The sequence below is a fragment of the Streptomyces thermoviolaceus genome (assembly GCF_045209695.1).
GTDB lineage: Bacteria > Actinomycetota > Actinomycetes > Streptomycetales > Streptomycetaceae > Streptomyces > Streptomyces thermoviolaceus.
Map to the genome: position 1 here is coordinate 5397904 of NZ_CP109280.1, position 12748 is coordinate 5410651.

Sequence of the window (12748 nt, forward strand, 5' to 3'; positions counted from 1 at the left end):
GTCGTGCGCCCCGTCGACCGGACGCGCATGCCGCACGGCGGCCGCGCAGCGGCAGGAGCACGGCGACTCGCCCGCTCACTCCGCCAGGTCGCGGACCGCCACCACCTTGTCGATCCGGACCCGGACCAGAAGCTCCCCCGGAACCCCGTTGCGGGCACCGAACTCCTCGGCGCGCTCCTCGCCCATGTAACGGGCGCCGATCCGGGTGGCCCAGCGCCGCAGTTCCCCCGGATCCTCCGACAGTTGGGCCCGGCCGTGGAGGACCACGAAGGAGTAGGGCGGTCGCTCGTCGTCCACGCACAGGGCGATACGGCCGTCACGTGCCAGATTGTGTCCCTTCACCGTCTCCTTGCCGGTGTTGAACACCAGGTCGTCCCCGTCGAGCAGGAACCAGACCGGGGCGACGTGCGGACTGCCGTCGGCTCGGACCGTGGCCAGCTTGCCCGTGCGGGTGCCGTACGAGACGAACGCCCGCCATTCCTCGTCGGTCATCTTCTGTGCCATGCCCCCATCCTGCTTGCCGCGGCCGCCGCTGTGGGGAAGGCTTGCGGGAGATCCTCCGGCCAGGGGGAAGACGCGACAGGGGGAGGGCGCGACATGGCGCAGAAGCAGGAAACCGGCCGGATGCTGGACGAACTGACCGCACGCGTGCCGCACATTCGGCATGCGTTGCTCCTGTCCAGCGACGGGCTGGTCACGGGTGCGAGCACGGGACTGCGACGGGAGGACGCCGAGCATCTCGCGGCCGTCTCCTCCGGCTTGCACAGTCTGGCCAGAAGCTCCAGCAGCCACTTCGGCGCTGGTTCGGTGCGTCAGACGATCGTGGAGTTCGAGGACGCCGTGCTCTTCGTCACGGCCGCCGGCACCGGCAGCTGCCTGTGCGTCCTCAGCGGCGCGCAGGCCGACATGGGGGAGGTCGCCTACGAGATGACCCTGCTGGTGAACCGGCTCGGCACCGACCTCGACCTGACGGCCCGCCACTCCGACCGGACCTTACCGAAGCGGTCCTGACCAGCGGTTTTCTCGGCTTCAGTGGAGTTGTCCACAGGCTCGAGCGGGAAAGGCGGGCGGCATCTACCGTGGGTCGCAGGCGAGCGCAGCGGGCGCGAGCCACCGACAGCACGGGGGTGCGCACATGTCCGGTGACACGATCGAGCACGGGCCCAAGACCGCGTCCGGACCGGCCCGGGGACAGAACCGAACGACCGTCAGCCCGGGCCGGGCGGCCCGCGAACTGTGCCTGCGGCAGGACGAGTTCGACATCGCCGTCCTTCTCGGGCACATCCGTACCCGGCGCGACGAGGGCTCAGGGGGCCGCTGTGTCGACCGAGCCGAGATCGACCGGCTGCGGTATAGGGAGCGCTTCCCGGGACATCTGCGCGAGCAGCTCACCACCGTCGGCACCCGGGAGGGCGCGCGGCTCTTGGGGGTGACGCCCGCCCGGTTCGTCCGCCTGGCCCGCCTGGGACTGGTGGTGCCGGTGACCTTCCGCATCACCCGGGACCGGTCCGTCGTCTGGCGCTATCCGGTGGGTGAGTTGCGACTCTTCGCCGGCGACCCCGAGCATGCCGCGCTGCTGCGCCAGCAGCTGCCCCAGCATCTGCGCGACCAGCTCGACGCGGGTGTGGACCTGCGGGCCCGCAACTGGCGTCGGCGGTATCTGCGCTGTCTGCTGCGCCAGGCGGAGGACGCGTGGGACCGGGCGGCCTGCGCGGCTTCGCTGCTGGACCCGGTCACGGTGTCGGAGACGGTCACCGATCCCTCGGAACGGGCCCGTCTCCTCCGCCTGCGGCAGCTCCCACCAGGGCATGGCGCACCGGGTTCCCCCACCGCGCGCCTCGTCGAGCGGATCACAACGGCGCAGGACGCCGACGAGGTCGAACGGCTCCGGGCCGACCTGCAGCGGACGGTGCGCGAGGCGCGACGCAGCCGACCCGCGCCCCGGCACACCGGCCCCACTCGGCAGGAGCTCCGTCCGTGTGCTGCCGGGCACGGACAGCGGACCGCACCGCACGGGCCGGCACGGCCCTCCCCGGATCGGAACGCGCACGCCCTGCTCGGCCGGCTGCTCGGCACCAGGCACACGACGGCGGCACCCGAGAAGGCCGTGGTCGGCTCCGCCCGTCGAGCGCACCGGCTCCGGTACCTGACGGCCGGCGCCTACACCGCGCGGAACAGGCCCTCCTGCACGACCGACACCAGCAGTCGGCCCTGCCGGTCGTAGATCCGGCCGCGGGCCAGGCCACGGCCGCCGATGGCGATCGGGGACTCCTGGTCGTACAGGAACCACTCGTCCGCCCGGAACGGCCGGTGGAACCACATGGCGTGGTCCAGCGACGCCATGTCGAAGCCTCGCGGCCCCCACAGCGGCTCCACCGGCAGACGCACCGCATCGAGCAGTGTCATGTCGCTGGCGTAGGTCAGCGCGCAGGTGTGCACCAGCGGGTCGTCACCAAGAGGCCCGACGGCACGCATCCACACGGCACTGCGCGGCTCGGCCTCCTTCACCTCCTCCGGGGTCCAGCGGAGACGGTCGACGTACCGGATGTCGAAGGGCTGACGCCGCGCCATGCGCTCCAGCTGCTCGGGCAGCGCTCCCAGGTGCTCGCGGACCTCGTCGCGGACGGTCGGCAGCGTCTCCGGGTCCGGGACCTCGCGGGCCGGCGGCAGCTGGTGCTCGAAACTGCCCTGTTCAGGCTTGTGGAAGGAGGCGGTCAGCGTGAAGATCGTGCGGCCCTGCTGCACGGCGGTGACCCGGCGCGTCGTGAACGAGCGCCCGTCGCGCACCCGCTCGACCTGGTACACGATCGGCACTCCCGGCCGGCCCGGGCGCAGGAAATACGCGTGCAGGGAGTGGACCGGGCGCTCGCCGTCCGTGGTGCGGCCGGCGGCGACCAGCGCCTGGCCCGCCACCTGGCCCCCGAAGACCCGCTGCAGCGACTCGTGCGGGCTCCGGCCGCGGAATATGTTCACCTCGATCTGCTCCAGATCGAGCAGGTCCACGAGGCGTTCGGCCGGATTCGTCATGGGCGGGCTTCTCCTGTGGGCGCAAGACATCGGTGGGGGTCAAGGGTCGGACGCGCCTGCGGCGCCGGGCGGACGCGGTTCACAGCGGTCCGACGTCCGTGACCCGGACGACCGCCCGGCCCTCGGCGTCCGACGCGGCCAGGTCGACCTCGGCGCTGATGCCCCAGTCGTGGTCGCCGTCGGGGTCGTCGAAGATCTGACGCACCCGCCACAGCCCGTTCTCCGGCTCCTCCTGGATCACCAGCAGCTTGGGGCCGCGCGCATCCGGACCGGTGCCGAGGTCGTCGTACTCCTCCCAGTACCGGTCCATCGCCTCGCTCCACGCCTCGGCGTCCCAGCCGGATTCGGCGTCCATCTCGCCGAGTTCCTCGAACTGGTCGAGCGCGGCCAGCTCGACGCGGCGGAACATGGCGTTGCGCACCAGGACACGGAAGGCACGTGCGTTGGCCGTGACCGGCTTGACCTGGTCGGCCTTCTCCTGGGCCTCCTCGGCGGTGACCTCCGCCGGGTTGGCCAGCTGCTCCCACTCGTCCAGCAGGCTGGAGTCGACCTGCCGCACCATCTCGCCCAGCCAGGCGATCAGGTCCTGCAGGTCCTCGGACTTCAGGTCGTCGGGGACGGTGTGCTCCAGCGCCTTGTAGGCGCTGGCCAGGTAACGCAGCACGATCCCCTCGGTACGGGCCAGTTCGTAGAAGGACACCAGCTCCGTGAACGACAGCGCCCGCTCGTACATGTCGCGCACCACGGACTTCGGCGACAGCGGATGGTCGCCGACCCACGGGTGGCTCTTGCGGTAGGCGCGGTACGCGTGGAAGAGCAGCTCCTCCAGCGGCTTGGGGTAGGTGATCTCCTGGAGCCGCTCCATGCGCTCCTCGTACTCCACCCCGTCGGCCTTCATCGCGGCAACGGCCTCCCCGCGCGCCTTGTTCTGCTGGGCGACGAGAATCTGCCGCGGATCGTCGAGCGTGGACTCCACGACGGACACCATGTCCAGCGCGTACGACGGGGATTCCGGGTCCAGCAGGTCGAACGCGGCCAGCGCGAAGGTGGACAGCGGCTGGTTCAGTGCGAAGTCCTGCTGCAGGTCGACCGTGAGACGCACGATCCTGCCCTCGGCGTCGGGTTCGTCGAGCTTCTCGACGATCCCGCCGTCCAGCAGCGAGCGGTAGATGGCGATGGCGTGCCGGATGTGCCGCAGCTGCTGCTTGCGCGGCTCGTGGTTGTCCTCGAGCAGCCGCCGCATCGCCTCGAAGGCGTTGCCGGGACGCGCGATCACCGACAGCAGCATCGCGTGCGTGACACGGAAGCGGGACGTCAGCGGTTCCGGCTCGGAGGCGATGAGCTTCTCGAAGGTCTTGTCCGTCCAGCCGACGAAGCCCTCCGGCGCCTTCTTGCGGACCACCTTGCGGCGCTTCTTCGGATCGTCGCCCGCCTTGGCCAGCGCCTTCTCGTTCTCGATGACGTGCTCGGGGGCCTGCGCGACGACGAAACCCTCCGTGTCGAAACCCGCACGCCCGGCCCGGCCGGCGATCTGGTGGAACTCCCGGGCACGCAGAGTACGCACCCGCGTGCCGTCGTACTTGGTCAGCGCGGTGAACAGCACCGTGCGGATCGGGACGTTGACACCGACACCCAGGGTGTCCGTGCCGCAGATCACCTTCAGCAGGCCGGCTTGGGCCAGCTTCTCCACCAGCCGCCGGTACTTGGGCAGCATGCCGGCGTGATGGACGCCGATGCCGTGACGGACGTAGCGGGAGAGATTGCGGCCGAAACGGGTGGTGAAGCGGAAGTTGCCGATGAGTTCGGCGATCCGTTCCTTCTCCTCGCGCGAGCACATGTTGATGCTCATCAGCGCCTGTGCCCGCTCCACGGCCTGCGCCTGGGTGAAGTGCACGATGTACACCGGCGCCTGCCGGTTCTGCAGCAGATCGGTGAGCGTCTCCGTCAGCGGGGTGCGCCGGTACTCGTAGGACAGCGGCACCGGGCGGGTCGCGGAGCGCACCACCGCCGTGGGACGGCCGGTGCGGCGGGTGAGGTCCTTCTCGAAGAAGGACACGTCACCGAGCGTGGCCGACATCAGGACGAACTGTGCCTGCGGCAGTTCCAGCAGCGGGATCTGCCAGGCCCAGCCGCGGTCCGGCTCGGCGTAGAAGTGGAACTCGTCCATCACGACCTGGCCGACGTCGGCGTGCCTGCCGTCGCGCAGTGCGATGGACGCCAGCACTTCGGCGGTGCAGCAGATGACGGGCGCGTCGGCGTTCACGGAGGCGTCGCCGGTGAGCATGCCCACGTTCTCCGTGCCGAACAGCTTGCACAGCTCGAAGAACTTCTCCGACACCAGAGCCTTGATCGGCGCCGTGTAGAAGGTGACCTCGTCCCGGGCGAGGGCCGCGAAGTGCGCGGCGGCGGCGATCATGCTCTTCCCGGATCCGGTGGGCGTCGACACGATGACGTTCGCCCCGGAGACCACCTCGATCAGCGCCTCCTCCTGATGCGGATAGAGGGTGAGCCCCCGCTCCTGGGCCCACGAGTCGAAGGCCTCGTACAGGGCGTCGGGGTCGGCGGTCGGCGGCAACTGGTCGATGAGGGTCACGCACCCATCTTGCCTGGCCGTACGGTCCGGACGGGAATCGGATGCCCCAGCGAAGATCACGACCGCTACGCTGTCTCGCCGACGGAGCATCGGCGCACCGGGCCAAGAGGCCTGCCGCGCAGACGAAATGGGGCGGAACACAGTCATGATGGGACCAGCACACTCACTGTCCGGCGCGACGGCCTGGCTGGGGGTGGGGGCCGTCATGGCGGCGGCGGGACATCCGATGCCCTGGCCGGTCCTGCTGAGCGGCGCGCTGATCTGCGCGGGCGCCGCACTCGCCCCCGACCTGGATCACAAGCCCGCCACGATCTCCCGGGCGTTCGGACCGATATCGCGCGCCCTGTGCGAGTTCGTGGACCGGCTCTCCTACGCCGTGTACAAGGCCACACGCACCAAGAGCGACCCGCGCCGCTCCGGCGGTCACCGGACGCTGACGCACACCTGGGTGTGGGCGGTGCTGATCGGCGCCGGCTTCTCCGTGCTGGCGGTCACCGGCGGGCGCTGGGCGGTGCTCGCGATCCTCTTCGTCCACATGGTGCTGGCCATCGAGGGCCTGCTGTGGCGGGCGGCCCGCGGCTCCAGCAGCGACGTCCTGGTGTGGCTGCTGGCGGCGACGAGCGCCTGGATACTCGTCGGCGTCCTCGACGAGCCGGGCAAGGGCTCGCAGTGGCTGTTCCCGGGCCACGAGTACCTGTGGCTGGGCCTGCCGATCGTGGTGGGGGCGCTGGTGCACGACATCGGCGACGCGCTGACCGTCTCCGGCTGCCCGATCTTGTGGCCGATCCCCATACGGCGCAAGCGCTGGTACCCGCTCGGCACGCCGAAGCCGATGCGGTTCAAGGCCGGCAGCTGGGTGGAGGTGAAGGTGCTGATGCCGGCGTTCATGGTGCTCGGCATCGTGGAGGGCGTCGCCGCGCTGAACGTCGGCTGAGGGGCTCCCTCGCGACGACGCCGGCCCGGCGTGCGTCCCTGGCGACGGGGACGGCCCCGGGCGAGTCCTGTGCGACGGGGTCAGCTCGGCGTGCCGTCGCCGGACGTCTGCTCCCGGCCGCCGAAGCGGCGCTCGAAGCGGGCGATGCGTCCCTCGGAGTCCACCGTGCGTGCCTTGCCCGTGTAGAACGGGTGGCTCTCCGAGGAGATCTCCACGTCCACGACCGGGTAGGTCTGCCCGTCGTCCCAGTCGATGGTCTGGTCGCTGGTCGCGGTGGAGCGGGTGAGGAAGGCGTAGCCGGCGGCCCGGTCACGGAAGACCACAGGGTGGTAGGCGGGATGCTTGTCCTGCTGCATGGGTGCTCCTCGTGCGATGCAGGCGGCCCGAAGGGGCGAGGTGGGGCCGGCGTCGCACCCGGGGCCGCGTCAGTCGCGCAGCCCTTCGTCGTCCACGACGTGCACCGCCGCCTCCTCGGCGGAGGCCGCCGCACCGTCGATCCCGACGTCCGAGGCGACCAGAGCGCTTTCCTCGTCTTCGTGTACACCCTCGTCGGGTGCGACGAGCCGGCCGGAGCGGGCGGAGCCCACCTCCTGGTCCAGGAGTTCCCCGTCCGTGCCGGTGCAGTCGCCGATGCCGTCGCCGTCCGGAACCGCCCTGTCGGGCAGCTCCTCGGACAGACGCTGGTCCAGGGTCTCGCCCCGCCGGCGCTCCTCGGCCGTCACACCGGTGTGTTCCACGGCCCACGGGCGCTCGGGCGGGGACCAGCCACGGTCGAGAGGATCGTCGACGCCGTCGTACTCGAGAGTGTCCTCCGAGTCCAGCACTCCCGTGTCTTCCTTGATCTCGGAGTCCGGATCGGGCTGGTAGACGTCGTCCCCCCAGCCGTCGCCGCTGTCCACGGATACCTCCAGGTGGTGGGTACGGTCCCGTTCTCGCCCCGGCCGGCGGCCGGCCGCGGCGTGCGGTGCAGTGCCCTCGCCGGGCGAACCGGACGGCTCGCAGGCGTTCCCCGTACCACTGCCGTTTTCCAGATTTCCACCCCGGATCGGCAGCGCGCAACGGCACACCGGCGACCCGCCGGGTCCGCACCGGGCACCGCCGTCCGGCGCCGTCCCCCGGGACCGCGCGGCCCGGCCCGGACTGCCCGCCTGCACAGAACTCGCGGACAGCCCCGGCACCGGGTCGGCCGGCACCGGCTCACCCGTGCCCGGCTCAGGTTGTCCCGTTCGCCGGCGGCGACGCTCCCGCCCGGCTCCGGCGTGCTCGTGCGGTCCGTCCCCACGCCCTCAGCCGTGCCACGAGCGCCACAGAGCCGCGTACGAGCCGCCCCTGGCGACCAGCTCGTCATGGCTGCCCAGCTCGGTGATGCGGCCCTCCTCGACCACCGCGACGACGTCCGCGTCATGTGCGGTGTGGAGTCGGTGCGCGATGGCCACCACCGTGCGGCCCGCAAGAACCTGGGCCAGGGACCGCTCCAGATGCCGGGCCGCCCGCGGGTCGAGCAGCGAGGTCGCCTCGTCCAGCACCAGGGTGTGCGGATCGGCCAGGACCAGCCGGGCCAGCGCGACCTGCTGGGCCCGGGCCGGCGTGAGCGCCGCACCGCCGGAGCCGGTCTCGGTGTCCAGCCCGTCGTCGAGGGCGCGGGCCCAGTCGTCCGCGCCGACGGCGCGAAGCGCGGCCCACAGCTCGGCGTCGGTCGCCTCCGGGCGGGCGAGACGCAGGTTGTCGCGCAGCGAGCCGACGAAGACGTGATGCTCTTGGTTGACCAGGGCGACGTGAGAGCGCACGTGTTCGGCAGGCATCCGGCACAGCTCGGCGCCACCGAGGGTGACCCGTCCGCTGCGAGGCGCGTAGATCCCGGCGAGCAGTCGGCCCAGGGTCGACTTGCCGGCGCCCGACGGTCCGACCAGGGCCAGTCGGGTGCCGGGAGTCACCCGCAGTGTCACCTCGCGCAGCACGTCCACGCCCTGCCGGTAGCCGAAGCACACCGTGTCCGCTCGGACCTCACGCCCCCGCGGGACGACAGCCGGGTCCCCGGCGTCCGGTTCGATCTCGCGGACCCCGACCAGCCGGGCCAGCGACACCTGGGCCACCTGCAGCTCGTCGTACCAGCGCAGGATGAGCCCCACCGGGTCGACCAGCATCTGGGCGATGAGCGCACCGGTGGTCAGCTCGCCCACGTCGACCCAGCCGTGCAGCGCGAACACGCCGCCGAGCAGCAGGACGGACGCGAGCACGGTCACGTGCGTGACATTGACGACTGGGAACAGCACCGACCGCAGCCAGAGCGTGTACCGTTCCCAGGCCGTCCAGGATCTGATCCGGCGGTCCGACAGGGCGACGCGCCGGGCACCGAGCCGGTGCGCCTCGACGGTGCGCGCGGCGTCCACCGTCTCGGCGAGCGCGCCGACCAAGGCGGCGTATCCGGCGGCCTTCGCACGGTAGGCGGACGGCGCCCGCCGGAAGTACCACCGGCTTCCGGCGATCAGCAGCGGCAGCGCGAGCAGCACGGCCGTGGCGAGCGGCGGGGAGGTGACGACCAGGCCCCCGAGCAGCAGCGCCGCCCACACCACGCCGATCGTCAGCTGGGGCACGGCCTCGCGCATCGCGGCGGAGAGCCGGTCGACGTCCGTGGTGATGCGGGAGAGCAGGTCGCCGGTGCCCGCCCGCTCCAGGACGCCCGGCGGCAGACGGACCGCCCGGACGAGGAAGTCCTCCCGCAGATCGGCGAGCATCCGCTCGCCGAGCACCGCCCCGCGCAGCCTCATCTCGCGGACGAAGACGGCCTGGACGAGCAGAGCGAGCACGAACAGCGCGACAGTCGCCCCCAGGTGCAGGTCCTGCCTGCCGTCCGACATCCGCTGCACCAGGCCGCCCAGCAGCCGGGGAGCCGCCATGGAGGCGAGCACGGCGACGGCGTTGGCGGTGACGAGAAGCACGAAGTCACGACGGTGGCGACGCAGCAGCTGCCGCACATAGGCGCGCACGGTGGCGGCACCGCCCACGGGCAGCACCGTCGCCGCGGCCGGGACCGTGGGGTCGTGGGCGGGTGGTGACACGCCGATCACGCGGTTCCCTCCATCTCCTTCAGCGCCTCCCCGGCCGCCGTACCGTGCGGCGCCCGGGTGCGCCCGGTGTCCGTGCCCCGCTGAGTCCTGTCGGCCCGGTCCGCCGCCTCGCCGGTCTCGCGGGTCACCACCGACCGGTACCGGGCCTCGGTTCGCATCAGGTCGCGGTGTGCCCCGACGGCCACGACCGTGTCGTCGTGGACCAGCACCACGCGGTCCGCCCGGTCCAGCAGCAGCGGTGAGGAGGTGAAGACCACCGTGGTGCGTCCGGTGCGCAGGTCCCGCAGTGCCTTCGCGATCCGTGCCTCGGTGTGGGAGTCCACGGCCGAGGTCGGTTCGTCCAGGACGAGCACCTCGGGATCGGTGACGATCGAGCGGGCGAGGGCGAGACGCTGCCGCTGGCCGCCGGACAGGGACCGGCCGCGTTCCGTGATCCGCGCGTCCATCGGGTCGACGGTGCCCGGTGTTCCCCGCGCCAGCGCGGCAAGGACGTCGTCGCACTGTGCGGCGGCCAGTGCCGCCCGCACGGTGACGCCGCCCGAGGCCGGTACGTCCAGCAGCTCGCGCAGGGAACCGGACAGCAGCACCGGCTCCTTGTCCTGGACCAGGACGGCGGTGCGGGCCACGTCGAGCGGCAGCGCGTCGAGCGGGACACCGCCCAGCAGGACGGAGGGGCCCGGTTCGCCGGAGTGCCCGCCGAGGCGTTCCGCCAGACGGCCGGCGGCGTCCGGGTCCCCGCACACGACGGCGGTCAGCCGACCGGCGGGCACGTGCAGCCCGGTCGCCGGGTCGTGCAGATCCCCGGACGGCACAGGAACGTCCGCGGGCAGCCGGTTCCCGGACGACAGGCCCGCCGGACCGTCGGACAGGGCCGGCGGATCGTCGGACGGGCTCGGCGGGCCACCGGACGGGCCCGGGCGAGCCGGACGGGGGGTGCGGCCGCCGTCCGCTGGTCCGCCGTCCTCCGTCCCGGCGCCCTGGCCGTCCGGTCCGGGGGTGCGGGGGTGCGGGCCGGCCGGAGCGCCGTGGCCCTCGCCGTGCTGCGCGGTCGGCACCGTGGCCCGTCGCAGGGACAGCACCCGTGCGGCCCGCTGCGCCGACGGCCGGGAGAACGAGTACGCCATGGCGATCTCCTGCACGTGCCGCAGCGGATAGGTGAGGAGCATCACGGAGCTGTAGACGGTGACGAGCTGCCCGACGGTGATCCGGTCCGTGCGCGCCAGGTGCACGCCGTACCAGACGACCGCGAGCAGCAGCAGGCCCGGCAGGAGCACCTGGATCGCGGCGATCAGGGACCACATGCGGGCGCTGTGCACGGCCGCCTGCCGCACCTCTTGCGAGGCGCGGCGGTAACGGTCCAGGAACAGTTGCTCGCCGCCGATGCCGCGCAGCACCCGCAGTCCCGCCACGGTGTCGGAGGCCAGCTCGGTGGCCCGGCCGGCCTTCGCGCGCTGCACATCGGCGCGGCGCGCGGCGTGCGGCAGCAGCGGCAGCACCGTCACGGCCAGCAGCGGCAGGCCCGCCGCGACGACGGCACCCAGCGCGGGTTGGTGGACGACGAGGGCGATGCAGACCAGCACGACGGTGACCAGGGCCGCGGTGCACCGGGACACGGCCTCCACGAACCAGCTGATCTTCTCGACGTCGCCCGTGGACACGGTGACCACTTCGCCCGCGGCGACCCGCCGGGTCAATACCGAGCCCAGCTCCGTGGCCTTGCGGGCCAGCAGCTGCTGTACCCGGGTGGCCGTGGTGACCCAGTTGGTCACGGCGGCGCGGTGCAGAAGGGTGTCGCCGAGGGCGTTGCCGGCGCACAGCAGCGCCAGCAGTCCGCCCATGAGCGCCAGGCGTGCGCCGGAGCGGTCGAGCACGGCCTGGACGGCGAGGCCGACGCAGAAGGGCAGCGCGGAGACCGAGGCGAAGTGCAGCAGTCCCCATGCCAGCGCCTTCAGCTGTCCGCCGAGCTGGTGGCGTCCCAGCCACCACAGGAACCGGGCGCCCGAGCGAGTGTCCGGCACACCCGGGTCGGGAAACGGAAGGTCTTGGATGCGCATGTCGTCCCTGGGGCTCGGTGGGGGAGTACGGCTCGTGCCGGGGCGGAAGAGGCGCACTGCGTGCACGGCGACGAGCCGTCACCTGCCCGCCACAGCCTGGCGGCGCACGGCGGCACCGGGCAAACGGTTTTCCGCGGTCCTGCCTCCAGGGCCCGTCGGCGGCCGACCGTCCACCGTCCATCGTTCGAACACCAGGACCGGAATGCCCGTCAGGTGGAGAAGCGTGGCGAATAAGGCTGTTCGGACCAATCTCGATTAGATCGTCATGCCGCCGGCGGCCACCATGGACGCATGCGAAACGGCGGAGCAAGGCGTGCGATGGCCGCGGTGGCGGCCTGCGGTGTCCTGATGTCGGCTCTGGCGGCGTGCGGCGACACGCGGACCGAGGCCCGTCACGGAGACATCCCCAGACACGGCGGCCCCTCAGGAACCGCGCAGCCCGGCACTCCGGCGCCGCCGGCCCGTATCCCGGGTATCGGTGAACGCATGTGGCAGCGGGTCCCCGCACAGACCCGGCAGATCGTCGCGGTGTACGGCGAGGGGCCGAACTCGCCCGACTCCACTCTGGTGCTGTACGAGAAGCGTGGGAACGTCTGGCACGCGAGCGGAAGTTGGCCGGCGCACAACGGCAAGCGCGGCTGGAGCACCGACCATCGGGAGGGCGACGAGCGCACTCCGGTGGGGGTGTTCACGCTGTCCGACGCCGGGGGACTGCTGGACGACCCGGGTTCCAAGCTTCCCTACACGCAGGACGAGAAGGCCTTCCAGACCCCGTACTCCTGGGACCGGAACCACTGGCACGACTTCGACTACGTCATCGCCATCGACTACAACCGTGTGCCGGGCAACCGCCCGGACGACCCGACCCGCCCCCTCGGGAAGGACAAAGGCGGGGGCATCTGGCTGCACCTGGACCACGGTGACGGCACGCTGGGCTGCGTCAGCGTCCCGGGATCGGCGATGCGCTATCTGCTGCGCACCCTCGACCCCGCGGACCGTCCCGTGGTGGTGATGGGGGACAAGGCCACCCTGCGGGCCTGAGACCCGCGCGAGCGCCCGCCGCGATCCCCCG

At 72.2% G+C, this 12748-nt stretch carries 11 protein-coding genes; 4 read left to right on the forward strand and 7 right to left on the reverse strand.

What is annotated here, in order from left to right; translation table 11 throughout:
* Positions 1-75: 75 nt before the first annotated feature.
* Positions 76-504: a PPOX class F420-dependent oxidoreductase gene (locus tag OG899_RS23615; protein ID WP_125497638.1), complete on the reverse strand. Its 429-nt coding sequence runs from the start codon at positions 502-504 to the stop codon at positions 76-78.
* Positions 505-597: 93 nt separating this feature from the next.
* On the opposite strand from OG899_RS23615, the gene OG899_RS23620 reads away from it, so the two are divergent.
* Both OG899_RS23620 and OG899_RS23625 read left to right on the forward strand, forming a co-directional pair.
* Positions 598-1011: a roadblock/LC7 domain-containing protein gene (locus OG899_RS23620; RefSeq protein WP_125497639.1), complete on the forward strand. Its 414-nt coding sequence runs from the start codon at positions 598-600 to the stop codon at positions 1009-1011.
* Between the two features lie 124 nt (positions 1012-1135).
* Positions 1136-2224, forward strand: coding sequence for a DUF6397 family protein (locus OG899_RS23625; RefSeq protein ID WP_168131477.1), 1089 nt, complete (start codon positions 1136-1138; stop codon positions 2222-2224).
* Here OG899_RS23625 and OG899_RS23630 read toward each other — a convergent pair.
* Both OG899_RS23630 and OG899_RS23635 read right to left on the reverse strand, forming a co-directional pair.
* Entirely contained in the window at positions 2161-3027 is an 867-nt protein-coding gene (locus OG899_RS23630; RefSeq protein WP_125497641.1) for an acyl-CoA thioesterase II, read from the reverse strand. The two genes, OG899_RS23625 and OG899_RS23630, sit on opposite strands and share 64 nt — an antisense overlap.
* A 79-nt stretch (positions 3028-3106) precedes the next feature.
* The gene (locus tag OG899_RS23635) at positions 3107-5620 is read right to left on the reverse strand and encodes an RNA helicase (protein ID WP_168131478.1); all 2514 of its coding nucleotides are present in this window, start codon (positions 5618-5620) and stop codon (positions 3107-3109) included.
* Positions 5621-5765: 145 nt separating this feature from the next.
* Between OG899_RS23635 and OG899_RS23640 the strand changes: the two genes are divergently transcribed.
* The gene (locus OG899_RS23640) at positions 5766-6554 is read left to right on the forward strand and encodes a metal-dependent hydrolase (protein WP_125497642.1); all 789 of its coding nucleotides are present in this window, start codon (positions 5766-5768) and stop codon (positions 6552-6554) included.
* An 80-nt stretch (positions 6555-6634) separates the two neighbouring features.
* Here OG899_RS23640 and OG899_RS23645 read toward each other — a convergent pair whose 3' ends face one another.
* The 4 genes from OG899_RS23645 to OG899_RS23660 form a co-directional block, all read right to left on the reverse strand.
* The gene (locus tag OG899_RS23645; protein WP_125497643.1) at positions 6635-6910 is read right to left on the reverse strand and encodes a type B 50S ribosomal protein L31; all 276 of its coding nucleotides are present in this window, start codon (positions 6908-6910) and stop codon (positions 6635-6637) included.
* 69 nt (positions 6911-6979) lie between these two features.
* Complete coding sequence (locus OG899_RS23650; protein ID WP_125497644.1) at positions 6980-7453, reverse strand: DUF5709 domain-containing protein; 474 nt, start codon at positions 7451-7453, stop codon at positions 6980-6982.
* A gap of 387 nt (positions 7454-7840) precedes the next feature.
* Entirely contained in the window at positions 7841-9622 is a 1782-nt protein-coding gene (locus OG899_RS23655) for an ABC transporter ATP-binding protein (RefSeq protein ID WP_168131479.1), read from the reverse strand.
* Positions 9619-11676 carry an ABC transporter ATP-binding protein gene (locus tag OG899_RS23660; RefSeq protein ID WP_168131480.1) on the reverse strand — a complete coding sequence of 686 codons (2058 nt, stop codon included), beginning with the start codon at positions 11674-11676 and terminating at the stop codon, positions 9619-9621. The genes OG899_RS23655 and OG899_RS23660 overlap by 4 nt, the downstream gene beginning before the upstream one ends.
* 291 nt (positions 11677-11967) lie before the next feature.
* Here OG899_RS23660 and OG899_RS23665 point away from each other — a divergent pair, with 291 nt between their 5' ends.
* Positions 11968-12717 (forward strand): L,D-transpeptidase family protein, encoded by a 750-nt coding sequence (locus tag OG899_RS23665; RefSeq protein WP_125497647.1) that lies wholly within the window; start codon positions 11968-11970, stop codon positions 12715-12717.
* The last annotated feature ends 31 nt before the right edge of the window (positions 12718-12748 follow it).